We start from the raw sequence: 23,426 nt of genomic DNA on the forward strand, positions 1-23,426 counted from the left end.
CCGTCCAAGGCCAGGGCGGCCGAGGACAGTGAAGATTTCCAAAACTCGGTATCCGGTAGATCGTAAGGCCGCTCCGCTTAAGTGAACAGCATTACCGCAAATGCGGGGCTTTTTATTGCCTGATATTTCTTGGCAAATGGTGATCAACTGTGGAAGCGAGCCTGCTCGCGATGGCGGTGCATCAGTTGCATCGATGTGCCTGACACACCGTTATCGCGAGCAGGCTCGCTCCCACAGGGGTTACTGGGCTTACTGAATATCCTCAGGCTTGACGATCACCCAATTCTTGTCCGCCGTAACCGGCAGCCCTTCCTTGGCCTGGGCGGCAGCGTGCTTGGCCATCATGCCGTTGATCTGGGTCATGTACTTGTCCTTGCGGTTGACCCACAGGTGGATACCGCCCTTGGCCACATCCACGTCGTGGAACAGCATGTAGCCGTCACTGCTCGGCGTGTCGCCGCCCACCAGGACCGGTTTTTTCCACTCATCGATATAGGTCAGGATCGCCGCATGCTTGCCGGCCATCCAGGTTGCCGGAGTCCACAGGTAAGGCGTGTACTCCAGGTCCAGGTTGGCCTTCTCGTCATACTTGCCGGCGGTGATCTGCTTGCGAGCGGTAGTCAGCTCGCCGGTCTTGCGATCCTTGAGCAGCGTGGTCACGCCGATGACGTTCTGCGGCTTGAGGTTGTAGCCGTATTTCGGATCGGCGGCGACCATGCGCACCAGCTCTTCCGACGCCGCGGTCATGACATAGACCTCGATGCCGTTTTCCATCAGCTTGTTGTACAGCTCGGTCTGACCGGTGAAGACTTTTGGCGGGTTGACGTTGTAGTTGACTACCTTGTCGCCGTCGTAATACGTGGTCGGTACAGGCTTGCCAGACGCCATCAGCTCGTCGACGTAGCCCTTGAGCTCCTTGAGCGTGAAGCCGGAGAACACCTGGGCCACCCATGGGTAGCAGACCATGTCATCCACTTCGCAAAGGCGGTAGTAGTAACTGAACAGGCTTTCCTTGTGATCGGCCGTGTCCTTGAATGGAATCAGCTTCAGGGAGGGATCGAGGGTTTCCCGGGTGATGAGGCCCTTGTTCTCCATGAACGGCAACAACGACTCTTCCAGGTCGTAGCGGTAACTGGTGTTGTCCATGTCGAACACCGCGAAGTTACCTTTGTTGGCGTTGGCCGCGATCATCGCATCCAGTGCCTTGGCCTGTTCCGCCGGCCAGTGCTTGAGTTCGGTGGCAAGTGCCTGGCCGGCGAGACCAAGGCTCAGGGCGACAGCGAGAAAACGAGGTACGAGCTTCATCGGCATTTCTCCCAGGTTCAAAGAATCCGACGCTAACAAATGCGCGTGACAGTCCTCGCCTGTCCGCGACCGCTTGCGTCTCGAAAACGCCAGCGACGTACCTGCAAACGCCAAGTCCTTATTCCATAAACGACATTCAACATGCTTTTTTAGTATTAATTCATTATTTTTCAGGCTGTTAGGCTTCCTTGCTCGCGGTCGCGGCTTCAGGCGACTGGCAAGTCTTAACGGAGCTTTTTTGATGAATCTGCCGCTGATCCTCAATCTGCTGGTATTCCTCGCCTTGCTGTTCGGCCTGGCGCAAACCCGTCATCGCAACTGGAGCCTGGCGAAAAAAGTGCTGCTGGCGCTGGTGCTGGGCGTGGCATTCGGGATTGCCCTGCATACGGTCCATGGCGCCGGCAGCCCGGTGCTCAAGGCCTCCATTGGCTGGTTCGACCTGGTGGGCAACGGCTATGTGCAGTTGCTGCAAATGATCGTGATCCCGCTGGTCTTCGCCTCGATTCTCAGCGCCGTGGCCCGGCTGCATAACGCCTCGTCCCTGGGCAGGATCAGCTTCCTGACCATCGGCACATTGCTGTTCACCACCGCCATCGCGGCGCTGATCGGTATCGGTTTGACCAACCTGTTTGGCCTCACTGCCGAAGGGCTTGTTGCCGGCACCCAGGAGCTGGCGCGGCTACAAGTGATCCAGAGCGATTACGCCGGCAAGGTCGCCGACCTGAACATTGCGCAACTGCTGCTCTCGTTCATTCCGCAGAATCCCTTCGCCGACCTGGCCCGGGCCAAGCCGACCTCAATCATCAGCGTAGTGATTTTCGCGGCCTTCCTGGGTGTCGCGGCGCTGCAACTGCTCAAGGATGACGTCGAGAAAGGCCAGAAGGTGGTCAACGCCATCGACACCCTGCAAAGCTGGATCACGCGCCTGGTGCGCCTGGTGATGAAGCTGACGCCGTATGGTGTGCTGGCGTTGATGACCAAGGTCGTGGCCGGCTCCAACCTGCAGGACATCATCAAGCTGGGCAGTTTCGTGGTGGTTTCGTACCTGGGACTGGGCCTGATGTTCGTGGTTCACGGCCTGCTGGTGTCCGCCGCCGGGATCAACCCTCTGCGTTTTTTCCGCAAGATCTGGCCGGTGCTGACCTTTGCCTTCACCAGCCGCTCCAGTGCCGCGACCATCCCCCTGAGCATCGAAGCCCAGACCCGCCGCCTTGGGATCCCGCGTTCCATTGCCAGTTTCAGTGCCTCGTTCGGCGCCACCATCGGCCAGAACGGTTGCGCCGGCCTCTACCCCGCCATGCTGGCCGTGATGGTTGCGCCAACGGTGGGCATCAACCCGTTGGATCCGGTGTGGATCGCAACCCTGGTTGCCATCGTGACCTTGAGCTCCGCCGGTGTAGCCGGCGTCGGTGGTGGTGCGACGTTCGCCGCGTTGATCGTGCTGCCGGCCATGGACTTGCCGGTTTCACTGGTGGCGTTGCTGATTTCCGTCGAGCCGCTGATCGACATGGGTCGGACGGCATTGAACGTCAGCGGCTCGATCACCGCCGGGGCGATTACCAGCCAGATGATGCAGCAGACCGACAAGGCCTTGCTGGATGCGCAGGAGCATACTGAGTTGGCGCATGCCTGATAGACCGCTACGCGAGCAGGCTCGCACACATTGGATCTGCGGTGAACACGGCAATCGCTGTCACCGCCAGACCCTGTGGGAGCGAGCCTGCTCGCGATACTTTTGCTGTTAAAGCTTTTCCCAAACCTCAAAGCTGTAGGCCGGCTTATCCCCTTCCGCCGGGTTCGGCTGGTTCGAAACCAGTTCCCACTGGCTCGAATCAAACTCCGGAAACCACGCATCTCCTTCCGGGCTCAGTGCCACACGGGTCAGGTAAAGCCGATCAGCCTGCTCCAGGGCCTGGGCATACAGCTGGGCACCGCCGATCAGCATCAGCTCATCGCCCCCCTGCCCCAGCGCCCACGCCTCGGCCCGTTCCACCGCGGCCTCCAGCGAGGAAAAGACTTCAGCGCCTTCGAGCACCAGCCCCGGCTGACGACTGACCACGATGTTCAAACGCCCCGGCAGTGGCCGACCGAGTGAGTCCCAGGTTTTGCGACCCATGATGATCGGCTTGCCCAGGGTGGTGGCCTTGAAATACTTGAAATCCCCCGGCAAATGCCAGGGCATGCTGTTATCGACGCCGATCACACGGTTTTCACCGAGGGCTGCGATCAGGCTTAAGGGGAGAGTTTTTTTCATGGTGCCGAGGATAGCAGAGGCTCGGCGTACCCTGACAGGCGCCCAGCGGTTATCCTCAACGCTCATTTGCAACGGAAGCGCACGTGACTGCTCCCCTGACTGAACTGCAGAACTTCTGGCTGACCGAGACGATACGCCTGCGTGAAGAACACGCAGGGCCGCTCCAAGACCAGGAAGCCAATCGCCTGGCCCGCGCGGCGGGCGGCGATCTATCGACCCGTATTCACCGTCGCGCCCACTGGCTGGCCGAGCGCGACGGCCTCATCGAAGCCCTGCGCCATTGGCTGCAAGGGGCACGCCTGGCACTGATCGTATTGACCGTCTTCGCCATCCTTAGCGGCGCCGGCCTGGGGTTTGCCGCCCTTGGCGACGGTCGAACGCCCGTCAACGTGTTCTGGGCCCTCGGCAGCCTCTTGGGGCTCAACCTGATCCTGCTCATCGGCTGGGCTCTGGGCCTGATATTCGCAGGGGAACAAGGCGCGACGCTGGGACGCCTGTGGCTGTGGCTCAGCGAAAAACTCGCCCGCGATGCCAAGGCCGCCCAACTGGCGCCGGCCTTGCTGCTCTTGCTGCAACGACACAAGCTCAATCGCTGGGCCCTCGGCATGCTGGTCAATGGCCTGTGGCTGCTGGCGATGTTCAGTGCGCTGGTCATCGTACTGCTGCTGATGGCGACCCGACGCTATGGCTTCGTCTGGGAAACCACCCTTCTCGGTGGCGAAACCTTCGTCACCCTGACCCGTACCCTGGGCGCGTTGCCGGCGCTGTTGGGGTTCAGTGTTCCTACCGTCGAGATGATTCGCGCCAGCGGTGATGGCGCCCTGAACATCGAAAGCGCCCGTCAGGCCTGGGCTGCGTGGCTGGTGGGCGTGGTGCTGGTGTATGGTGTACTGCCGCGCCTGGGCCTGGCGCTGCTGTGCCTGTGGCGTTGGCGGCGCGGCCGCGCCACCCTGCGTCTGGATTTGAACCTGCCGGGCTACGCGCAACTGCGCGAACACCTGATGCCCAGCAGCGAACGGTTGGGGGTCAACGACGCCGCACCTGGGCAATTGCATCAGATTGAGCAGCCGGCTGGCACGATGGTCAGCGCGGGGGCGCTGCTGGTGGCCATCGAGCTGGACGAACGGCCCTGGCCGCCGAAGTTGCCGGATTCAGTAAAAAACGCCGGCGTCCTCGACAGCCGCGAGTCACGTCACAAACTCCTCGAACAGCTGTCGCGCTTTCCTCCGGCGCGCCTGGCGATTGCCTGCGATCCACGACGCTCACCGGACCGCGGCAGCCTGGCATTGATCGCCGAACTGGCCCGCAGCGCCAGTGCTACCCGCGTCTGGCTGTTACAGGCCCCCCCCGGCGAGGCCCTGGATGCCGAGCGCCTGGGGGACTGGCACAACGCACTGCAACAGTTGCAACTACCCTTCGCCGACTGTGCGCCCTTGAACTGGCTGGAGAGCGGCCATGACTGAGCCCATGAAGCCGCTGAAACTGGCCGTGGTCGGCCACACCAATGTCGGCAAGACTTCGCTGCTGCGCACCCTGACCCGGGACGTCGGCTTTGGCGAAGTGTCCCATCGCCCGAGTACCACCCGGCACGTCGAAGGCGCGCGTTTGTCGGTGGACGGCGAAGCGCTGCTGGAGCTGTACGACACGCCTGGCCTGGAGGACGCCATCGCGTTGCTCGACTACCTCGAACGCCTGGAGCGTCCGGGTGAACGTCTGGACGGCCCGGCGCGCCTGGCCCGTTTCCTGGAGGGCAGCGAGGCGCGACAGCGCTTCGAGCAGGAAGCCAAAGTGCTGCGGCAACTGCTTGCCAGCGATGCCGGGCTCTACGTGATCGATGCCCGAGAGCCGGTGCTGGCCAAGTACCGCGATGAACTGGAAGTCCTCGCCAGTTGCGGCAAACCGCTGCTGCCGGTGCTGAATTTCGTCAGCAGTGCCCAGCACCGCGAACCCGACTGGCGCGAGGCCCTGGCCCGCTTGGGGCTGCACGCCCTGGTGCGTTTCGACAGCGTTGCCCCGCCCGAGGATGGCGAGCGGCGCCTGTACGAAAGCCTCGCGCTGTTGTTGGAAAATGCGCGCGGCCAACTGGAACGGCTGATCGCCGATCAACAGGCCCAACGCCTGGCTCGCCAACATAGCGCAGCGCGCTTGATCGCCGAGTTGCTGATCGATTGCGCCGCCTGCCGACGCAGCGTGACCAGCGACGCCGAGCTGGAGCGCCAGGCCATCAGCGAGCTGCGCAACGCGGTGCGCCAACGGGAACAGCGCTGCGTCGAGGCCCTGCTCAAGCTCTACGCCTTCCGTCCCCAGGACGCCGCGGCCAGTGATCTACCGCTGCTCGATGGACGCTGGGGCGATGACCTGTTCAACCCGGCAACCCTCAAACAACTGGGCGTACAGGTCGGTGGCGGAATCGCGGCCGGGGCGGCAGCCGGGGCGGGTGTGGATTTGCTGGTGGGCGGCCTGACCCTCGGTGCCGCCGCCCTGGTCGGTGCCATTGCCGGCGGCGCGCTGCAAACCGCCCGCGGCTATGGCAACCGGTTGATGGGCAAGCTCAAGGGCCAGCGGGAACTGACGGTAGACGATAGCGTGCTGCGCCTGCTGGCCCTGCGCCAACGGCAACTGCTGCAAGCCCTGAACCAGCGCGGCCATGCGGCGCTGGACAGCATTCGAATCGACACACCCCAGGACAAGGGCTGGCGAGAGGGCAAACTGCCGGAAACGTTGAACAAGGCCCGGGCGTATCCGCAGTGGTCATCGCTCAACGCCCATCCAAGGTTGAGTCAGGCCGAGCGGCAGGAGCAGATCGAGCAGTTGGCCGCGCAGCTCTGAAACGACACAACCCCCTGTGGCGAGGGGGAGATCAGCAGTTGATCAAAGCTTGAGCGCCGCCGCAGCCTCAGCCAACTCCAACTCGCTGAACACCCGCACTCCGTGACGCCTGAGCAACGCCGCCGTCACGCCTTCGCCAGGAACCTTCACACCGCCGAACGTCCCATCATAAGTCAGCAGATTGCCGCAGGACGGGCTGTTGGCCTTGAGCACGGCGATCCGGATACCGTGTTCACGCACCAGCTCCAGGGCCTGGTACGCCCCCGACAGGAACTGCGCACTCACGTCCTCCCCCTCGGTGGTCATCACTGCCGTCTGGCCATCGAGTACTTGTGCGCCCTGTCCGCCGGGAATTTCCGCCGCCGCCCGAGGCGTGGGCAAGCCGCCGGCGACTTCCGGACACAGCGGCACGACGCGGCCTTCATCGACCCACTGCTGGAGGCGCTCGAACGGCCCGCTGGCAGCACCGTCATAACGCACGCGATGTCCGAGCGGGCAACGACTGACCAGAATTTTTTCCATGCTCAGAACAACTCGTTGCCACGGCGTCGGAACCAGCCGGTCAAGGACAGGCGGTCCCGCGTAGCCGGCAGCACTTCATGGGGGATGTTTCCCGACAGGAATACCACCAGGCAGCCACCGGTGGGCACCACGTCCTGCTCCCTTCCTTCATCCAGGTACATGCGCAGCTGCCCGCCATGCTCCGGCAACCAGCCGTCATTGAGGTAGAGCACCGCCGACACCATGCGCCGGTCGTCGTCACGGAAGCGGTCGACGTGCTTGAGGTAGAACGCACCGGGCGGGTACAGGGCGAAGTGGCTTTCGAAATCCTCCAGGCCCAGGAAGAGCCCACGGTTCAATGCCTCGCGCAGGCTGTCCATCAGCCCCAGGTAACGGTCGCAGGCCTCGGCCTGGCCGGGTTCGATCCACTGGATGCGATCACCCCGTATGCCTTCGCGGATCTCCGAAGACAAGCCGCGCCCGACCGCAGCCGGGGCCAGTTCGCCTTCGGCGGCACGCTGGCGACACTCGGCCGCCAGGGCACGGGTCAGCGCCTCCGGCAGGAAGATGTTCTGCTGCGACCAGCCGCGCTCGGCCAGGTCATCGACGATGCGTAACAGCAACGGGTGATCAGATGGTATTTGCATGGCGCGCATAGTATGCCTGTACCCGCAGAACCGACAACGCCACGCAGCGGGTTTGCAACGCCAGGTGGCACCACGGTACGAACTTGATACGAATTCTCGACAAGTTCCCGCCCCCCACGGAGAATAGTCGGCTGCTGACAGGAGTCCCTATGCGTCGTTTGCTTTTCTCACTGTTGATGTTCTGCGTTTTGCCCGCCTGGGCAGACAGCTACGACCAGTTGTACAAGGTCGCCGGCTGGCCGGAACAGCGGGCGCATTTCAACGATGCCCTGAGCGCCGCGCAGCAGCGTTACCAGAACAGCCTGCCGCCGGCGGTGTTCCAGGCCCTGGTGAACAATAGCAATCAGCGTTTCGCCCCCCAGGCCATGGACCAGCGGGCCGAAGCGCAGATGCGCAGGAATCTTCGTGATCCGAACCCGGCCCTGGCATTTTTCCAGTCGCCCCTGGGACGCAAGGTGGTGGCTGCCGAGCTGTTGGCGACCCGGCGCGATCAATTGGCAAAGAACGCCAAGGGCCTGCCCAAGATGCAGGCCAGCGACAACCGCCTGCTGATCATCGGCCACCTGGCCCAGGCCCTGCCCGCCCGCGAGGCTGGTGCCGAAGTCAGCCTGGCCATTGCTGGCGTGGCGGCCGACAGCCTGAGCTCGATGATCCCCGGCCTGCTGGGCGGCGGCCAGGCCCAGGGTATGCTGAACGGCCAGCGCCAACGGCTGATGGATCAGATCGGCGCCGACCTGAACAACACACTGCTGTACGTCTACCGTGACCTGACCGATACCGAACTGGAGGAGTTTGCCACGTTTGCCGAATCGGCCGAGGGCCAGGCTTACTATCAGGCAGCCCTGGCGGCGATCCGGGCGGGGTTGGCGGTGGGGCAGAATCTCGGGCAATAGATCTTCAGCGTCTGAAGTACCACCATCGCGAGCAGGCTCGCTCCCACAGGGGCTGAGTGAACTCAAATATCTCGGCCGATCTCAATTCAATGTGGAAGCGAGCCTGCTCGCGATGGCGCTTGTGCGGTCACCGCCGGATCCGGCTCATCCGCTTGGTCAGAAACCCAAACATCTCCTGACGCAACGCCAGCGCTTCGTTCGCCAGGTGATGCCGGCCCTCGGGCAGCATCAGCACCTGGGGCCGGTCGAATTTGCCGTGCAGCACCTGCAGATTGTGTTTCCAATCCACCGTCATGTCTGCCTGCCCCTGCACGATCAAGGGCCGGCGCGGGCTGCTCGGGGCGGCTTCGATACGCTTGATCCATCGCCCCAATGCGCCCACCCAGGCGGTAGGCAGGCGCAGCGGTTGCAACGGGTCGGCTTGCAGGAATGGCAGGAACTGCGGATCGGTGGAGTTTTCGCTGAAACGCCGGGCGATGCCGGTCACGAAGGGCTTGAGCAGGTAATAACTCAGCCGCGACCAGCCCCAGGCCCGGGGACGCACCAGGGGCGATAACAGGATGACCTGGCCCTGGGCCGGGCTGCTCGCCCCTTGGTTGAGCACATGATCGACCACGATTGCGCCACCGGTACTTTGCCCACAGAGGTGCCAGGGCTGCGGCAGGTCCAGCTTCCCGGCCTCGGCCAGCAGCCCCTGCAGCGTGGCCTGGTACTCGGCGAAATCGCCGATGCTGGCGCGCTCGCCGCTGGACAGTCCATGGCCCGGCAGGTCACAGGCGATCACCGCGAACTGCTGCTTCAGCGCCCATTCGATCAAGTACCGGTAGAGTCCCATGTGATCGTAGTAACCGTGGAACACGAACAGTGTTGCCACGGCTTTTTCCGGCCACCAGACCTGAGCGACCAACTCATACCCATCGATCTCGAAACGCCCGAGACCCTTGCGCAAGGTCCGCTGGGGAAAATCCAAGCCATAGAATTGTTGATAGGCCTGCGCCTGCTCAGACAGCGGTTGCCACTGGGCCAACGGTTGCAGGCTGGCACGCAAGTGATCGGGGTCGAAAGTGGCAGGCATCGATATTTCCAGGCAAATGCACAAGGCGCGAAACAGACTTTGTAGACCTGCGATATTCATCTGTCGCGACAGGCATGGCAAGCTACGCGGCTTCAGAGGATGAATCCATGCGCCCGTCCCACCGCACAACCCTGCTTGCCGGTCTGCTTGCCCTTGGCTGCGCGGCCGTGTTGTGGGTCGCCTATGACTGGTTCCAGGGACGTTTCCTGCGCGCTTTCAGCCAACACACGGCAGTATTTTCCGGCGACCCCCTGCGCCTGCCGCCCGAGCTGGCCGGGCCCGGCCCGATCCGCCTCGTGCACTTCTGGGATCCGGCCTGCCCGTGCAACGTCGGCAATCAGCAGCACCTGTCCGAACTGGTCGATAAATATGCACCGCAGGGTGTCGAGTTCTATGCGGTACAGAAAAGCGGCACTCAAGGCCAGCTACCGGCCACGCTGAGCAGCCTCAAGCCGCTTCCGGCATTGCCCGGCTCGGAGCAGATTCCCGCCAGCCCGGCCGTGGCGATCTGGAATCGCACCGGCGAACTGGCCTACTTTGGCCCCTACAGCGAAGGCCTGACCTGCAATTCGAGCAACAGTTTCATCGAACCGATTCTCGAGGCCCTGAACGTGGGGCGCGCCGTCAATGCAACCCACACGATGGCGGTGGGCTGTTATTGTCCATGGAGCAGGGACGCATCATCCGAATAAGGGAACACCATGAAACGCAGCCTCGTCGCACTCCTGTCGTTGGTCGTCACCGCCATCATCGTCACCGGCGGTTACCTCTACAGCAAGCAGCCCACCCGCCAGGGCACGGTGCAGTTGCAGGGGCTGCAAGGCTCGGTGACTGTGCGCTACGACGAGCGCGGCGTACCCCATATCCGCGCCGAGAACGAAGCCGACCTGTACCGTGCACTCGGTTACGTGCATGCCCAGGATCGGCTGTTCCAGATGGAAGTCATGCGCCGCCTCGCCCGTGGCGAGCTGGCCGAGGTGCTGGGACCGAAACTGCTCGACACCGACAAACTGATGCGCAGCCTGCGTATCCGCGAGCGCGCCGCCCGCTACGTGGCGGAACAGGACCCACAATCCCCGGCCTGGATCGCGATGCAGGCGTATCTCGACGGTATCAACCGCTACCAGGAAAGCCACGCCCGGCCGGTGGAGTTCGATGTCCTGGGCATTCCCAAGCGCCCGTTCACCGCCGAAGACACAGTGAGCATCACCGGTTACATGGCCTACAGCTTCGCTGCCGCCTTTCGTACCGAACCGCTGCTGACCTACGTGCGCGATCAACTGGGCACCGACTACCTGAATATTTTCGATCTCGACTGGCAGCCCAAGGGTGTGCTGGGCGAGCACCGCAAAACCGCCCTGCCCTTGGCCGATGCCGACTGGAAAGGTCTCGACGCCCTGGCCCGCTTGAGCGAACAAGCCCTGGTCGGAAGCGGCCTGCCACAATTCGAAGGCAGCAACGCCTGGGTCGTCGCCGGCAGCCATACCCGCAGCGGCAAACCTTTGTTGGCGGGGGACCCGCACATCCGCTTTTCCGCTCCCTCGGTGTGGTACGAGGCCCACCTTTCGGCACCGGGGTTCGAACTCTACGGGCACTACCAGGCGTTGTTGCCGTTTGCGACGCTAGGCATGAACAAGGATTTCGGCTGGAGCATCACCATGTTCCAGAACGACGACCTGGACCTGATTGCCGAGAAGGTCAACCCGGACAACCCCGAACAGGTCTGGTATCGCGATCAATGGGTGGACATGACCCGCAGCGAACAGCAGATCGCGGTAAAAGGCCAGGCGCCGGTGACGCTGGTGCTGCGCCAGTCGCCCCACGGCCCGATCGTCAACGATGTGCTCGGCGCCAATGCCGGCCACACACCGATTGCCATGTGGTGGGGTTTCCTGGAAAGCCGCAATCCGATCCTCGAGGCCTTCTACCAGCTCAACCGTGCCGACACATTGGCCAAGGCCCGCGGAGCATCGGCCAAGATCCATGCACCGGGGCTGAATGTCGTCTGGGCCAATGCCAAGGGCGATATCGGCTGGTGGGCCGCCGCCCAGCTGCCCAAGCGCCCGGCGGGAGTGAAACCCGGCTTCCTGCTCGATGGCAGCAGCCCAGAGGCGGAGAAGGAAGGCTTCTACCCTTTCAGTAACAATCCCCAGGAGGAGAATCCGGCCCGCGGCTACATCGTTTCGGCGAATTTCCAGCCGGTTTCACCCGGCGGTATCGAGATTCCGGGCTACTACAACCTCCCAGACCGTGGGCAGCAACTCAATCTCCAGCTCAGCGACAAACAGGCAAAGTGGGACATCGAAACCACCCGCAAGCTGCAATTGGGCACCACCACCGCCTATGGCCCGCGCTTGCTGGCACCTTTGCTGCCGGTGTTGAGGGACGTGGTCAGCGACCCGCAGGAACGCAAGTGGGTGGAACAACTGGCGCAATGGCAGGGCGATTACCCTCTGGATTCCGTCAGCGCCACGCTGTTCAACCAGTTCCTGTTCAACCTGGCGGATGCCACCCTGCACGATGAACTGGGGGACGGTTTTTTCGACACTGCCCTGTCCACCCGAGTGATTGACGCCGCACTGCCGCGCCTGGCCGCCTCGGCGGATTCGCCCTGGTGGGACGATCGCACGACCCTGGGCAAGGAAAGCCGTAGCGACATCGTCAAAACAGCCTGGAGCAAGAGCCTGGCGCACCTGAAGGCCACCTTTGGTGACGATGCCATGCAATGGCAATGGGGCAATGCCCATACCCTCACACATGGGCACCCATTGGGCATGCAAAAGCCGTTGGACCGGATCTTCAATGTCGGCCCATTCGCCGCACCCGGCACCCATGAAGTGCCCAACAATCTTTCCGCCAGGATCGGCCCGGCTCCCTGGCCGGTCACCTACGGCCCGTCCACCCGGCGCATCATCGATTTCGCCGACCCGACCCACAGCGTCACCATCAACCCGGTCGGCCAGAGCGGCGTGCCGTTCGACAAGTATTACGCCGATCAGGCCGAGGCCTACATCGAGGGTTTGTATCACCAGGCGCACCTGGCCGAGGAAGAAGTGACCGCCAACACCCATGACACCCTGAAGCTGTTGCCGGCCAGGACAACGCCCTGAGTCGGCGGCATTCATTTTTTTCCGTCACCGACAGGCTTGATTGTCATTGTTGGTCAAGACTACAGGGGTTTCTCTTCGTCCACCCCCAATGGAGTCATTGCGATGTTCAATAACTGGTCCGAACTGCTGCCCATCATCAAGAGCGCCTTTGGTGCCCTGGGCAAGAGCAACCCGAAAATGGTCAAGGCCTACATGGCCCTGGATGAAGCGGCTGCCGAGAACGACGTGCTCGATGCCAAGACCCGGGAGCTGATTTCCATCGCCGTGGCGATCACGACCCGCTGCGACGGTTGCATCGGCGTGCACACCGACGCCGCTATCAAAGCCGGTGCCACCCGCGAAGAAATCGCCGCGACCCTGGCCACGGCGGTGTCATTGAATGCCGGCGCAGCGTACATCTACTCGCTGCGAGCGCTGGAGGCCCATGACATGCTGAAGAAATGAACTAAGCAATTGCTGCGAAATTGAGCCTGAACTGTTGCGGCGTCACCCCCAATCTGCGATTGAAGACGTTGCGCATGTGCTGGGCATCGCGAAAGCCACATTGCCAGGCCACGGTCTTGAGCGGGGCCTGGGTGCTTTCCAGCATTACGCGGGCTGCGTCTACCCGGGCCCGCTCGACGAATTCCGCCGGGGTGACCTTGGCTTCCCGAGTGAACACCCGGGAAAAGTTGCGCTGGCTCATGTTCGCGGCATTGGCCAGATTGGCGAGACCCAAGTCACCGTTCAGGTTTGCCAGCACATAGTTCTGGACCTGGGCCACGGCGGACGTCGGCGTGGCGTGGGGAACGAGAAAAGGACTGAACTGCGATTGCCCGCCTGAACGCTGGGTAAATACCACCAGCCGCTTGGCTACGCTCAGAGCCACGTCCGCTCCATGATCCTGCGCCAACAGGAACAACGCCAGGTCGATCCCTGCGGTGACCCCGGCCGAGGTATAGAGCGCGCCGTCCTGCACGTACAGGCGATCTGCTTCGACCCGGGTCGAGGGACACAACTGCGCCAGCGCCCCGGCATCGCCCCAATGGGTGGTGACGGTCCGCCCCTCCAGCAACCCGGCCCGGGCGAGCATGAACGCGCCGTTGCAGATCGAGCCAAAGCGCCGTGCCCGCCCACAGGCGCCACGCAACCAGACATCGAACGTCGCACCGAAATCCATGAACGGCAAATGCGGCCCGCCCGCCACCAGCAGCAGGTCGTACGCCTGTCTAGCTTCACTGAATTGACGATGGGCATTGAGGGACAGACCGTTGGAACAGGTAACTGCTCCCGGCTCGATCCCAATGACCTCAAGCCGATAATGCTCCTCTGGGGGGAGGAACCGATTGGCCTCGCAGAACACATCCATGGGTCCGCTCACGTCCAGCGACTGGACGCCAGCGAACACCACGACCGCAACCGTTTTTTCCATGGACGCCTGCTTGCCTTCGAGTTGAACGGGAACACAGCCTACGCTAGCCAATCCATCAGCAGGACGCCACTTGGCACGAAACCAAGGCTTATTGGCATGGATCGCAGCCATGGAGAAATTGTTGCGCTGCATCCCCGCGATCAGACTTGTGCCCTCGGCGCCGCCCTGGCGCATCGTCAAGAGGAGAACAGCATGAACAGCATCGCCGGCATCGCCGGCATCAAGATCCCCGACAGCGCCCTTGCCCGCGCCACTACCGAATACATCCGCGACGTCGAATCCGATCTGCTGTATCACCATTCCCGCCGGGTGTTTCTGTTCGGAGCCTTGAGCGGCCAGCGTCGGCAACTGGCCTACGACCCGGAGCTGCTATACGTCGGTGCGATGTTCCATGACATTGGCTTGATGGAAGGCCATCGCAGCGACGATGAGCGCTTTGAAGTGGATGGTGCAAATGCTGCCGCAGCGTTTCTCAAACCCTATGGGTTGAGCGATGACGATATCGAACAGGTGTGGCTGTCCATCGCCCTGCATACCACGCCGGGCATACCGAAACACCTGCGTCCCACCGTCGCCCTGGTGACCGCCGGGGTGGAGATGGATGTACTGGGCATGGACTATGCCGCCTTCCCGGCAGCGCAGCGTGAAGCGGTGGTGCATGCCCACCCACGTGGAGAGGAATTCAAGGAGTGCATCATCTGCGCATTCGCCAACGGCTTGCGGCATCGCCCGCAGACCACCTTTGGCAACGTGAAGACCGACGTACTGGTGGACCAGGAGCCGGGGTTCAAGCCGATGAACTTCGTGGAAATCATCCGCACATCCCCCTGGAATTCGTAACCGCCCACTTTTGCATTGACTGCCACACCGCTTTCGCGGGCAAGCCCGCTCCCACATTGGATTTGCGGCTGTCTACAGTTTTGTGAGTCATCCAAAAAACCTGTGGGAGCGGGCTTGCTCACGAAGGCGGACTGACATTCAACATTTTCGTCGGCTGTCACATCGCTATCGCAAGCAAGCTCGTTCCCACGGTGGAGCTGTGTCGGGTCAGACCGGTGCGGTCTCGGCCCGGCGTACTTCCGGCTGCTTCCAGGAATCGGCGGCGCTTTCTTCGATGGCTTGCTGAATCGCCCGCTTGCGATTTTCTTCAGCGCGACGGCTGAAGTACCAGACCAGGAAGGTCACCAGCGACACCACCAGCAGGATCAGGCTCGCCACGGCATTGATCTCCGGCTTCACGCCCAGGCGCACCGCCGAGAACACTTCCATCGGCAAGGTCGTCGAACCCGGGCCCGACACGAAGCTTGCCAGTACCAGGTCGTCCAGGGACAACGCGAACGACATCATGCCCCCCGCCGCCAGCGATGGCGCGATCATCGGGATGGTGACCAGGATGAACACCTTCCACGGCCGTGCACCGAGGTCCATGGCCGCCTCTTCGATGGACAGGTCCAGCTCACGCAAGCGTGACGAGACCACCACCGCCACATAGGCCGCGCAGAACGTAGTGTGGGCAATCCAGATCGTGACGATGCCACGCTCCTGGGGCCAGCCGATCATCTGTGCCATGGCCACGAACAGCAGCAACAGCGACAGACCGGTGATCACTTCCGGCATCACCAGCGGCGCTGTGACCAGGCCACCAAACAGCGTGCGTCCCTTGAAACGGGTAATGCGGGTCAGCACGAAGGCCGCCAGCGTCCCCAGGGCCACCGCGGCGACCGCCGTATAGCAGGCGATTTCCAGCGAGCGCACCACCGAGCCCATCAGCTGGGTGTTGTCCAGCAGGCCGACGTACCACTTGATCGACCAACCGCCCCACACCGTCACCAGCTTCGAGGCGTTGAACGAATAGATCACCAGGATCAGCATCGGTGCGTAGATGAACGACAAACCCAGCACCAGCATCAGGCTTGAAAAACTGAAGCGCTTCATTCCTTGCCCTCCATTTCTTTGGCCTGACTGCGGTTGAACAGGATGATCGGTACGATCAGGATCGCCAGCATCACCACCGCCAGGGCGGACGCCACCGGCCAGTCACGGTTATTGAAGAATTCCTGCCACAGCACTTTACCGATCATCAGGGTTTCCGGACCGCCCAGCAATTCCGGGATCACGAACTCGCCCACCACTGGAATGAATACCAGCATGCAACCGGCGATGATGCCGTTCTTGGACAGCGGCACGGTGATTTTCCAGAAGCTGTTGAAGGTGCTCGAACCCAGGTCGGAGGCGGCTTCCAGCAGGCTTGGGTCATGTTTTACCAGGTTGGCGTACAGCGGCAGGATCATGAACGGGAGGTACGAATAGACCACGCCGATATAGACCGCCAGGTTGGTGTTGAGGATCTGCAGCGGTTCGCTGATCCAGCCCATGCTCATCAGGAAGCCGTTGAGCAGGCCGTTGTTGCTGAGGATGCCCATCCACGCGTAGACGCGGATCAGGATCGCGGTCCAGGTGGGCATCATGATCAGCAGCACCAGCACCGTCTGCGTCTCTTTGCGGGCATTGGCGATGGCATAGGCCATCGGGTAGCCGATCAGCAGGCACAGGGCGGTGCTGATCAGGGCCATCTTCAACGAGCCCAGATAGGCAGCGATGTACAGCTCGTCCTCGCTGAGCATTGCGTAGTTGGCGAGGTTGAGCAGCAGCTGCAGCTTCTGGTCGACGTAGCTGTAGATCTCGGTGTACGGCGGAATGGCCACGTCGGCTTCGGCGAAGCTGATCTTCAGGACAATGAAGAACGGCAGCATGAAGAACAGGAACAGCCAGATGAAGGGCACCCCGATGACCAGTTGACGGCCACCGGGCGTTATTCGATCCAGTCGGCGTTTGAGTTTGCGCATGTTCATGAGCGAAGCACCACGCCGCTGTCGTCTTCCCACCAGACGAACACCTGGTCGCCCCAGGTCGGCCGCTGACCACGGCGCTCGGCGTTGGCGACGAAAGATTGCACCAGCTTGCCGCTCGGCAATTCGACGTAGAACACCGAATGGCCGCCCAGGTAGGCGATGTCATGGACCTTGCCGCTGGACCAGTTGTGCTCGCAGGTCGGTTGTTCGACGGTCACCAGCAGTTTTTCCGGGCGAATGGCATAGGTCACCGACTTGTCCTGCACCGAGGTACTGATACCGTGGCCGACGTAGATGTTGCGGTCCAGGTCCTTGCAGGTCAGCACCGCGTGGCCTTCTGCGTCGTCCACCACTTCGGTCTCGAAGATGTTGACGTTGCCGATGAACTCGCAGACCAGGCGGCTGGTCGGGGTTTCGTAGATATCGATCGGGCTGCCGATCTGGGCGATCCAGCCCAGGTGCATGATCGCGATACGCTCGGCCATGGTCATGGCCTCTTCCTGGTCGTGGGTCACCATGACGCAGGTCACGCCAACCCGCTCGATGATCTCCACCAGCTCCAGCTGCATCTGCGAGCGCAGTTTTTTATCCAGCGCGCCCATCGGCTCATCGAGCAACAGCAGCTTCGGCCGCTTGGCCAGGGAACGGGCCAGGGCCACACGCTGGCGCTGGCCGCCGGAGAGCTGGTGCGGCTTGCGCTTGGCGTACTGGCTCATCTGCACCAGCTTGAGCATCTCCGCCACGCGGGCGTCAATGTCGGCTTTCGGAATCTTGTCCTGTTGCAAGCCGAAGGCGATGTTCTGCGCCACGGTCATATGCGGGAACAAGGCGTAGGACTGGAACATCATGTTGATCGGCCGCTCATAGGGCGGCATGTCGGTGATGTCCTCGCCGTCGAGGAAAATCCGCCCCTCCGTGGGCCGCTCGAAGCCGGCAAGCATGCGCAGCAAGGTGGATTTGCCCGAACCCGAACCGCCGAGCAAGGCGAAGATCTCGCCTTTCTTGATTTCCAGGGACACATCGTCCACGGCAATCGTCTCGTCGAACTTCTTCGTGACCCGGTCGATTTTGACCAGCACCTGCTTGGGTGTCTGGTCGCCCTCGAGGGCTTTCTTATAGGCGCCGGAGGCAACAGCCATTTACGAAACTCCCACAGAATTTACAGCTCGCCCCATACGGACGAACCTTGGTTAGAGCGGTTATTTACCCGACTTGACCTTGGTCCAGCTGCGGGTCATCAGTCGTTGGATCTTGGGCGGCAACTCGGAGTTGACGTAGAGCTTGTCGACGACTGCTTGCGGTGGGTAAACCGCCTCGTCGGTACGGACTTTCTGATCCATCAGCTCGCCAGCCTTTGGGTTCGGGTTGGCATAACCGACGGTGTCGCTGACCTGGGCGATAACCTCAGGCTTGAGCAAGTAGTTGATGAAGGCATGGGCTTGCTTGATGTTGGTGGCATCACGTGGGATCGCCAGCATGTCGAACCAGAGATTGCCGCCTTCCTTGGGGATCACGTAGGCGATCTCGACGCCCTTGCCGGCCTCGCTGGCACGTGAACGGGCCTGGAAGATGTCGCCGGAGAAACCGGCCGCCACGCAGATCTCACCATTGGCCAGGTCGGAGATGTACTTGGAGGAATTGAAGTAGGTCACGTAAGGCCGGATCTTGAGGAGCTGGGCCTCGGCCTTCTTGTAGTCTTCGGGGTCTTCGCTGTTGGGATTCAAGCCCAGGTAATTGAGCATCGCCGGGATCATTTCGTCCCCCGAATCGAGGAACGAGACGCCGCAACTGGAGAGCTTCTTGATGTTTTCCGGCTCGAACAGCATGGCCCACGAATCGATCTTGTCGACTCCCAGGACGGCCTTGACCTTCTCGACGTTGTAGCCGATACCGTTGGTGCCCCACAGGTACGGTACGGCGTACTGGTTGCCCGGATCGTTACGCTCCAGGCGCTTGAGCAGCGCGGGATCGAGATTGGCATAGTTGGGCAACTGGGCCTTGTCGAGCTTCTGGAAGGCCCCGGCCTTGATCTGCTTGCCCAGGAAGTGGTTGGACGGCACGACCACGTCGTAACCGGTACGACCGGCCAGCAACTTGCCTTCCAGGGTTTCATTGGAATCGAACACGTCGTAGACCGGCTTGATTCCGGTGGCTTTTTCGAAATCAGCCAGGGTGGTCTCGCCGATATAGTCCGACCAGTTATAAATATGCACGGTGGAAGCAGCCTGGACGCTGACCGCGAGCGTCAGGCCTGCACCAACCAGCAAAGCATTGCGTAACAAAGAAAAGACTGGCACGTGGAGGTCCTCTTAAATAGTCGGGCCCAAGTTGCCCCCGCTGCCTGGTCGCGATGGACCCAGCAACAAAACCGGCGCGCAACTTACCCTCGATAAACCGATCCAGCAAAACTTTTAGTTATTTAATTGCTCCTGTTGCCGCCGCCACGATGACGGCGACAACCGGAAGATGCCTCAAGCCGGTTTATTTACCGGATTTGATCTTGGTCCAGCTGCGGGTCAGCAGCCGCTGGGTGGCCGGCGGCAAGTCGCTGATCGCGTAGAGCTTGGCCTTCACTTCGTCAGACGGATAGATGTTCGGGTCACCAGAGATTTCCTTGTCCACCAACGCCGTAGCAGCCTTGTTGCCGTTCGGGAAGCGCACGTTGTCGGTGATCTCGGCCATGATTTCCGGCTTCATTAGGAAGTTCATGTACTTGTAGGCAGCCTCGACGTTCTCGGCATCCTTTGGAATAGCGACCATGTCGTAGAACGAGCCGGCGCCTTCTTTTGGAATGGCGTAGGCCACCTTGACCTTGCCACCGGCTTCGGCCGCACGGGACTTGGACTGTTCGATATCACCCGAGTACCCCACGGCTACGCAGATGTTGCCGTTAGCCAGGTCAGAGATGTACTTGGACGAATGGAAGTAGCTGATCGAAGGACGGATCTTGAGGAACAGCGCCTCGGCGTCAGCCAGTTGCTTCTTGTCCTGACTGTCGGTCGGGTAGCCCAGGTAGTGCAACGCCACCGGGATCATTTCGGTCGGCGAATCGAGGAAGCTCACACCGCAGCCCTTGAGCTTGGCGATGTTTTCCGGCTTGAGCAGCGTGTCCCACGAGTCGATCTTGTCGACGCCCAGTGCGGCCTTGACCTTCTCTGGGTTGTAGCCGATGCCGATGGTGCCCCACATATAAGGGAAGGCGTGCTGGTTGCCCTTGTCGCTGGCATCGCCCACGGCCTTGAGCAGGTCGGTGTCGAGGTTCTTCCAGTTCGGCAACTTGGACTTATCAAGCGGCTGGTAGACGCCGGCCTTGATCTGCTTGGCCAGGAAGTTGTTCGACGGCACCACGATGTCGTAACCCGACTTGCCGGCCAGCAACTTGGCTTCCAGGGTCTCGTTGCTGTCGAACACGTCGTAGACCACCTTGATGCCCGACTCTTTCTCGAACTTGGCGACCGTGTCCGGTGCGATGTAGTCGGACCAGTTATAGACATGCAGCACTTTATCGTCCGCCTGAACGGCACTCGCCATCACGCCCATCAGGGACATGGCGAGGAGGGTCTTGCCAGCTATCTTCATACCTATTGCCTTCATGGATGATGCTCCAGTTATTCTTTTTAGCCACAGTTCAGTAGCCGGCTCGCGGGCAACTTGAACGGTCGGTAGTCTGGCAAGTTACAGGGCAGGCTTTCAACACAAGCCCGACCTTTTGTTCAGACTGGGCGAGGCCCTTGGAAGCGCCTCGCACAGAGCCTAGCACTTAGCCTTGCAACGCACTGAGGGTCAGGTCCAGGCACTGCCGTGCCTTGGACACCAGTTCATCCACCTCGGCCTTGCTGATCACCAGCGGCGGCGCAATGATCATGGTGTCGCCCACGGCACGCATGATCAGTCCGTTGTCGAAGCAGAACTGCCGGCAGATCATGCCCACACCCTTGCCTTCGTAGCGCTGGCGCGTGGCTTTGTCCCGGACCAGTTCGATTGCCCCCAGCAGCCCGACACCGCGCACCTCACCCACCAGCGGGTGGTCGTTCAGTTCCCTCAGGCGTTTCTGCAAATAGGGTGCCGTTTCGCTGTGGACCCGCTCGATAATCTTTTCTTCACGCAGGATACGGATGTTTTCCAGGGCCACCGCCGCCGCCACCGGGTGGCCGGAGTAGGTGAAGCCGTGGTTGAAGTCGCCGCCTTCGTTGAGCACCGCGACCACGTCGTCACGCACGATCAGGCCGCCCATGGGGATGTAACCGGAGGTCAGCCCCTTGGCGATGGTCATCAGGTGCGGCTTCAAACCGTAGAAGTCGGTACCGAACCACTCACCGGTGCGACCAAAACCGCAGATCACTTCGTCGGCCACGAACAGGATGTCGTACTTGGCGAGGATCTCCTTCATACGTGGCCAGTAGCTGTCCGGCGGCACGATCACCCCGCCCGCGCCCTGGATCGGTTCGGCAATGAAGGCCCCGACGTTGTCCACGCCGATCTCCAGGATCTTCTCTTCCAGTTGATTGGCCGCCCATACACCGAACTCCTCGGGGCTCATGTTGCCGCCTTCGCCGTACCAGTAAGGCTGGGCGATGTGGACGATTCCCGGGATCGGCAGGTCGCCCTGCTCGTGCATATAAGTCATGCCGCCCAGGCTCGCGCCGGCCACGGTGGAACCGTGATAACCGTTCTTGCGGCTGATGATGACTTTCTTGTTCGGCTGGCCCTTGATCGCCCAGTAGTGGCGGACCATGCGCAGCATGGTGTCGTTGCCTTCGGAGCCGGAGCCGGTGAAAAACACATGGTTCATGCCTTCAGGGGCGATGTCGGCGATGGCCTTGGACAACTCCAGCGCCGGCGGGTGGGCGGTCTGGAAGAACAGGTTGTAGTACGGCAACTCGCGCATCTGCTGGCTGGCGGCGTCGGCCAGCTCATCGCGGCCGTAGCCGACGGCCACGCACCACAGGCCAGCCATGCCATCGAGAATCTTGTTGCCTTCACTGTCCCAGAGATAGACGCCCTTGGCGCGGGTAATGATGCGCGGGCCTTTCTCTTTGAGTTGCTTGAAATCGCTGAACGGGGCCAGATGATGATCGCTGCTCAAGGCCTGCCATTCACGGGTTTGCGGGTTGTTGCGGGTCATGCGAATTCTCCTTTATATCGGTGGGGGCGAGGCTGCCGGAGGCAACCTCACCCGGCGCCTCAGACGGCAAAGAGCAGGAATTCCCGCTCCCACGAACTGATGACGCGCTTGAAGTTTTCATGCTCGGCCCGCTTGACTGCGACGTAGCCCGTGATGAATTTCTTGCCCAGGTACTTCTCGATGGTGCTGCTGTTTTCCATGCGCTCCAAGGCGTCTTCGATGGTCAGCGGCAGGCGCAGGTTGCGCCGTTCGTAGCCACGACCCACCACCGGCGCACTGGGGTTGATGCCCTCGACCATGCCGATGAAGCCGCACAACAGGCTGGCGGCAATCGCCAGGTACGGGTTGGCGTCGGCGCCCGGCAAGCGGTTTTCCACCCGACGGTTCTGCGGCCCGGCATCCGGCACCCGCAGGCCGACAGTACGGTTCTCTTCGCCCCACTCCACGTTCACCGGTGCCGAGGTGTCCGGCAGGAAGCGGCGGAACGAGTTGACGTTGGGGGCGAACAGCGGCAGCAGCTCGGGAATGAATTTCTGCAGGCCACCGATGTGGTGCAGGAACAGCTCGCTCATCGTCCCGTCTTCATTGGAGAAAACGTTCTTGCCGGTCTCCTTGTCAATGATGCTCTGGTGCAGGTGCATCGCACTGCCGGGCTCGCCGGTCATGGGCTTGGCCATGAAGGTCGCGGCGACGTTGTGCTTGAGCGCCGCCTCGCGCATGGTGCGCTTGAACACCAGGATCTGGTCGGCGAGGGACAGCGCATCGCCGTGACGGAAATTGATTTCCATCTGCGCCGTACCGTCTTCGTGAATCAGGGTATCGAGGTCCAGCTCCTGCAATTCGCACCAGTCGTAGACGTCTTCGAACAAAGGATCGAATTCGTTGGCCGCCTCGATGGAGAATGACTGGCGTCCGGTTTCCGGGCGACCGGAACGGCCTACGGGCGGTTGCAGCGGGAAATCAGGGTCGTCGCTGCGCTTGGTCAGGTAGAACTCCATTTCCGGCGCGACGATCGGTTGCCAACCCTTGTCGGCATAGAGCTTGAGCACCTTCTTGAGCACGTTGCGCGGCGACAGCTCGATGGGGTTGCCCTGCTTGTCGTAGGAGTCGTGGATCACCTGGGCGGTGGGCTCGATGGCCCAGGGCACGAGGAACACTGCGTTTTCGTCCGGGCGGCACATCATGTCGATGTCGGCAGGGTCGAGCAGTTCGTAATAGATGTCGTCTTCGACATAGTCGCCCGTAACGGTCTGGAGCAGGACGCTCTCGGGCAGGCGCATGCCTTTTTCGGCAATGAACTTGTTGGTCGGCGAGATCTTGCCCCGGGTGATGCCGGTCAGGTCGCCAATCATGCATTCGACTTCTGTGATCTTATGGTTTTTCAACCAATCGGTGAGCTGGTCGAGGTTGTTACTCATAAATGC

21 protein-coding genes are annotated in these 23,426 nt (G+C 61.7%); 8 read left to right on the forward strand and 13 right to left on the reverse strand.

Features of this window, described 5'->3' with window-relative positions; genetic code table 11:
- Positions 1 to 249 precede the first annotated feature (249 nt).
- A complete protein-coding gene (locus tag FBY02_RS09705; protein WP_144926573.1) occupies positions 250 to 1,305 on the reverse strand; it encodes a haloacid dehalogenase-like hydrolase in 1,056 nt (351 codons plus the stop codon).
- Positions 1,306 to 1,546: 241 nt separating this feature from the next.
- Between FBY02_RS09705 and FBY02_RS09710 the strand changes: the two genes are divergently transcribed.
- Positions 1,547 to 2,938 (forward strand): L-cystine transporter, encoded by a 1,392-nt coding sequence (locus FBY02_RS09710; RefSeq protein ID WP_144926578.1) that lies wholly within the window; start codon positions 1,547 to 1,549, stop codon positions 2,936 to 2,938.
- Positions 2,939 to 3,046: 108 nt separating this feature from the next.
- Here the strand turns inward: FBY02_RS09710 and FBY02_RS09715 are convergent, their stop codons facing one another.
- Positions 3,047 to 3,559 carry a dihydrofolate reductase gene (locus tag FBY02_RS09715; RefSeq protein ID WP_144926581.1) on the reverse strand — a complete coding sequence of 171 codons (513 nt, stop codon included), beginning with the start codon at positions 3,557 to 3,559 and terminating at the stop codon, positions 3,047 to 3,049.
- Positions 3,560 to 3,654: 95 nt separating this feature from the next.
- Here FBY02_RS09715 and FBY02_RS09720 point away from each other — a divergent pair, with 95 nt between their 5' ends.
- Both FBY02_RS09720 and FBY02_RS09725 read left to right on the forward strand, forming a co-directional pair.
- Positions 3,655 to 5,022 carry a DUF2868 domain-containing protein gene (locus tag FBY02_RS09720; protein WP_144927021.1) on the forward strand — a complete coding sequence of 456 codons (1,368 nt, stop codon included), beginning with the start codon at positions 3,655 to 3,657 and terminating at the stop codon, positions 5,020 to 5,022.
- Positions 5,015 to 6,388, forward strand: coding sequence for a GTPase/DUF3482 domain-containing protein (locus FBY02_RS09725; protein WP_144926583.1), 1,374 nt, complete (start codon positions 5,015 to 5,017; stop codon positions 6,386 to 6,388). Before FBY02_RS09720 ends, FBY02_RS09725 begins: the two co-directional genes overlap by 8 nt.
- Before the next feature lie 42 nt (positions 6,389 to 6,430).
- On the opposite strand, the gene FBY02_RS09730 is transcribed toward FBY02_RS09725, so the two are convergent.
- Both FBY02_RS09730 and FBY02_RS09735 read right to left on the reverse strand, forming a co-directional pair.
- Positions 6,431 to 6,910: a DUF523 domain-containing protein gene (locus tag FBY02_RS09730; protein WP_144926586.1), complete on the reverse strand. Its 480-nt coding sequence runs from the start codon at positions 6,908 to 6,910 to the stop codon at positions 6,431 to 6,433.
- Between the two features lie 2 nt (positions 6,911 to 6,912).
- Complete coding sequence (locus FBY02_RS09735; RefSeq protein ID WP_144926589.1) at positions 6,913 to 7,545, reverse strand: 2OG-Fe(II) oxygenase; 633 nt, start codon at positions 7,543 to 7,545, stop codon at positions 6,913 to 6,915.
- A 140-nt stretch (positions 7,546 to 7,685) separates the two neighbouring features.
- Here FBY02_RS09735 and FBY02_RS09740 point away from each other — a divergent pair, with 140 nt between their 5' ends.
- Positions 7,686 to 8,429, forward strand: a complete 744-nt coding sequence (locus FBY02_RS09740) for a DUF2059 domain-containing protein (protein WP_144926592.1) — start codon at positions 7,686 to 7,688, stop codon at positions 8,427 to 8,429.
- A 127-nt stretch (positions 8,430 to 8,556) separates the two neighbouring features.
- On the opposite strand, the gene FBY02_RS09745 is transcribed toward FBY02_RS09740, so the two are convergent.
- Positions 8,557 to 9,504 (reverse strand): alpha/beta hydrolase, encoded by a 948-nt coding sequence (locus FBY02_RS09745; protein WP_144926595.1) that lies wholly within the window; start codon positions 9,502 to 9,504, stop codon positions 8,557 to 8,559.
- Between the two features lie 107 nt (positions 9,505 to 9,611).
- On the opposite strand from FBY02_RS09745, the gene FBY02_RS09750 reads away from it, so the two are divergent.
- The 3 genes from FBY02_RS09750 to FBY02_RS09760 all read left to right on the forward strand — a co-directional run bounded on the left by FBY02_RS09750 (position 9,612) and on the right by FBY02_RS09760 (position 13,058).
- A complete protein-coding gene (locus FBY02_RS09750) occupies positions 9,612 to 10,196 on the forward strand; it encodes a DUF6436 domain-containing protein (RefSeq protein ID WP_144926598.1) in 585 nt (194 codons plus the stop codon).
- Positions 10,197 to 10,205: 9 nt separating this feature from the next.
- Positions 10,206 to 12,614 carry a penicillin acylase family protein gene (locus FBY02_RS09755; protein WP_144926601.1) on the forward strand — a complete coding sequence of 803 codons (2,409 nt, stop codon included), beginning with the start codon at positions 10,206 to 10,208 and terminating at the stop codon, positions 12,612 to 12,614.
- A gap of 102 nt (positions 12,615 to 12,716) precedes the next feature.
- Positions 12,717 to 13,058 carry a carboxymuconolactone decarboxylase family protein gene (locus FBY02_RS09760; protein WP_144926604.1) on the forward strand — a complete coding sequence of 114 codons (342 nt, stop codon included), beginning with the start codon at positions 12,717 to 12,719 and terminating at the stop codon, positions 13,056 to 13,058.
- A 1-nt stretch (position 13,059) separates the two neighbouring features.
- On the opposite strand, the gene FBY02_RS09765 is transcribed toward FBY02_RS09760, so the two are convergent.
- A complete protein-coding gene (locus tag FBY02_RS09765) occupies positions 13,060 to 14,025 on the reverse strand; it encodes a GlxA family transcriptional regulator (protein ID WP_144926608.1) in 966 nt (321 codons plus the stop codon).
- Between the two features lie 192 nt (positions 14,026 to 14,217).
- Here FBY02_RS09765 and FBY02_RS09770 point away from each other — a divergent pair, with 192 nt between their 5' ends.
- The gene (locus FBY02_RS09770; RefSeq protein ID WP_144926611.1) at positions 14,218 to 14,865 is read left to right on the forward strand and encodes an HD domain-containing protein; all 648 of its coding nucleotides are present in this window, start codon (positions 14,218 to 14,220) and stop codon (positions 14,863 to 14,865) included.
- Between the two features lie 207 nt (positions 14,866 to 15,072).
- Here FBY02_RS09770 and FBY02_RS09780 read toward each other — a convergent pair whose 3' ends face one another.
- From FBY02_RS09780 to FBY02_RS09810, 7 genes are all read right to left on the reverse strand, one after another.
- Positions 15,073 to 15,960, reverse strand: coding sequence for an ABC transporter permease subunit (locus FBY02_RS09780; RefSeq protein WP_144926614.1), 888 nt, complete (start codon positions 15,958 to 15,960; stop codon positions 15,073 to 15,075).
- Positions 15,957 to 16,877, reverse strand: coding sequence for an ABC transporter permease subunit (locus FBY02_RS09785; protein ID WP_144926617.1), 921 nt, complete (start codon positions 16,875 to 16,877; stop codon positions 15,957 to 15,959). Before FBY02_RS09785 ends, FBY02_RS09780 begins: the two co-directional genes overlap by 4 nt.
- Positions 16,874 to 18,016 carry an ABC transporter ATP-binding protein gene (locus tag FBY02_RS09790; protein WP_041021471.1) on the reverse strand — a complete coding sequence of 381 codons (1,143 nt, stop codon included), beginning with the start codon at positions 18,014 to 18,016 and terminating at the stop codon, positions 16,874 to 16,876. The genes FBY02_RS09785 and FBY02_RS09790 overlap by 4 nt, the downstream gene beginning before the upstream one ends.
- A 60-nt stretch (positions 18,017 to 18,076) precedes the next feature.
- Positions 18,077 to 19,174, reverse strand: coding sequence for a polyamine ABC transporter substrate-binding protein (locus FBY02_RS09795; protein WP_144926619.1), 1,098 nt, complete (start codon positions 19,172 to 19,174; stop codon positions 18,077 to 18,079).
- A 184-nt stretch (positions 19,175 to 19,358) separates the two neighbouring features.
- On the reverse strand, positions 19,359 to 20,456 hold the full coding sequence (locus FBY02_RS09800) for a polyamine ABC transporter substrate-binding protein (protein ID WP_041021473.1): 1,098 nt from the start codon (positions 20,454 to 20,456) through the stop codon (positions 19,359 to 19,361).
- 181 nt (positions 20,457 to 20,637) lie between these two features.
- Entirely contained in the window at positions 20,638 to 22,002 is a 1,365-nt protein-coding gene (locus tag FBY02_RS09805) for an aspartate aminotransferase family protein (protein ID WP_144926622.1), read from the reverse strand.
- 59 nt (positions 22,003 to 22,061) lie between these two features.
- Positions 22,062 to 23,420 (reverse strand): glutamine synthetase family protein, encoded by a 1,359-nt coding sequence (locus FBY02_RS09810; RefSeq protein WP_024780478.1) that lies wholly within the window; start codon positions 23,418 to 23,420, stop codon positions 22,062 to 22,064.
- Positions 23,421 to 23,426: the final 6 nt, after the last annotated feature.

The organism is Pseudomonas sp. SJZ078, from assembly GCF_007828255.1.
Lineage (GTDB): Bacteria > Pseudomonadota > Gammaproteobacteria > Pseudomonadales > Pseudomonadaceae > Aquipseudomonas.

Excerpts from the sequence above, each read along its gene's own strand:
- FBY02_RS09745 (WP_144926595.1), bottom strand. The coding sequence starts at position 9,504 with ATGCCTGCCACTTTCGACCCCGATCACTTGCGTGCCAGCCTGCAACCG.
- FBY02_RS09740 (WP_144926592.1), top strand. The coding sequence starts at position 7,686 with ATGCGTCGTTTGCTTTTCTCACTGTTGATGTTCTGCGTTTTGCCCGCC.
- FBY02_RS09735 (WP_144926589.1), bottom strand. The coding sequence starts at position 7,545 with ATGCGCGCCATGCAAATACCATCTGATCACCCGTTGCTGTTACGCATC.
- FBY02_RS09760 (WP_144926604.1), top strand. The coding sequence starts at position 12,717 with ATGTTCAATAACTGGTCCGAACTGCTGCCCATCATCAAGAGCGCCTTT.
- FBY02_RS09705 (WP_144926573.1), bottom strand. The coding sequence starts at position 1,305 with ATGAAGCTCGTACCTCGTTTTCTCGCTGTCGCCCTGAGCCTTGGTCTC.
- FBY02_RS09810 (WP_024780478.1), bottom strand. The coding sequence starts at position 23,420 with ATGAGTAACAACCTCGACCAGCTCACCGATTGGTTGAAAAACCATAAG.
- FBY02_RS09780 (WP_144926614.1), bottom strand. The coding sequence starts at position 15,960 with ATGAAGCGCTTCAGTTTTTCAAGCCTGATGCTGGTGCTGGGTTTGTCG.
- FBY02_RS09785 (WP_144926617.1), bottom strand. The coding sequence starts at position 16,877 with ATGAACATGCGCAAACTCAAACGCCGACTGGATCGAATAACGCCCGGT.
- FBY02_RS09725 (WP_144926583.1), top strand. The coding sequence starts at position 5,015 with ATGACTGAGCCCATGAAGCCGCTGAAACTGGCCGTGGTCGGCCACACC.
- FBY02_RS09755 (WP_144926601.1), top strand. The coding sequence starts at position 10,206 with ATGAAACGCAGCCTCGTCGCACTCCTGTCGTTGGTCGTCACCGCCATC.
- FBY02_RS09805 (WP_144926622.1), bottom strand. The coding sequence starts at position 22,002 with ATGACCCGCAACAACCCGCAAACCCGTGAATGGCAGGCCTTGAGCAGC.
- FBY02_RS09730 (WP_144926586.1), bottom strand. The coding sequence starts at position 6,910 with ATGGAAAAAATTCTGGTCAGTCGTTGCCCGCTCGGACATCGCGTGCGT.
- FBY02_RS09710 (WP_144926578.1), top strand. The coding sequence starts at position 1,547 with ATGAATCTGCCGCTGATCCTCAATCTGCTGGTATTCCTCGCCTTGCTG.
- FBY02_RS09770 (WP_144926611.1), top strand. The coding sequence starts at position 14,218 with ATGAACAGCATCGCCGGCATCGCCGGCATCAAGATCCCCGACAGCGCC.
- FBY02_RS09790 (WP_041021471.1), bottom strand. The coding sequence starts at position 18,016 with ATGGCTGTTGCCTCCGGCGCCTATAAGAAAGCCCTCGAGGGCGACCAG.
- FBY02_RS09800 (WP_041021473.1), bottom strand. The coding sequence starts at position 20,456 with ATGAAGATAGCTGGCAAGACCCTCCTCGCCATGTCCCTGATGGGCGTG.
- FBY02_RS09765 (WP_144926608.1), bottom strand. The coding sequence starts at position 14,025 with ATGGAAAAAACGGTTGCGGTCGTGGTGTTCGCTGGCGTCCAGTCGCTG.
- FBY02_RS09750 (WP_144926598.1), top strand. The coding sequence starts at position 9,612 with ATGCGCCCGTCCCACCGCACAACCCTGCTTGCCGGTCTGCTTGCCCTT.
- FBY02_RS09715 (WP_144926581.1), bottom strand. The coding sequence starts at position 3,559 with ATGAAAAAAACTCTCCCCTTAAGCCTGATCGCAGCCCTCGGTGAAAAC.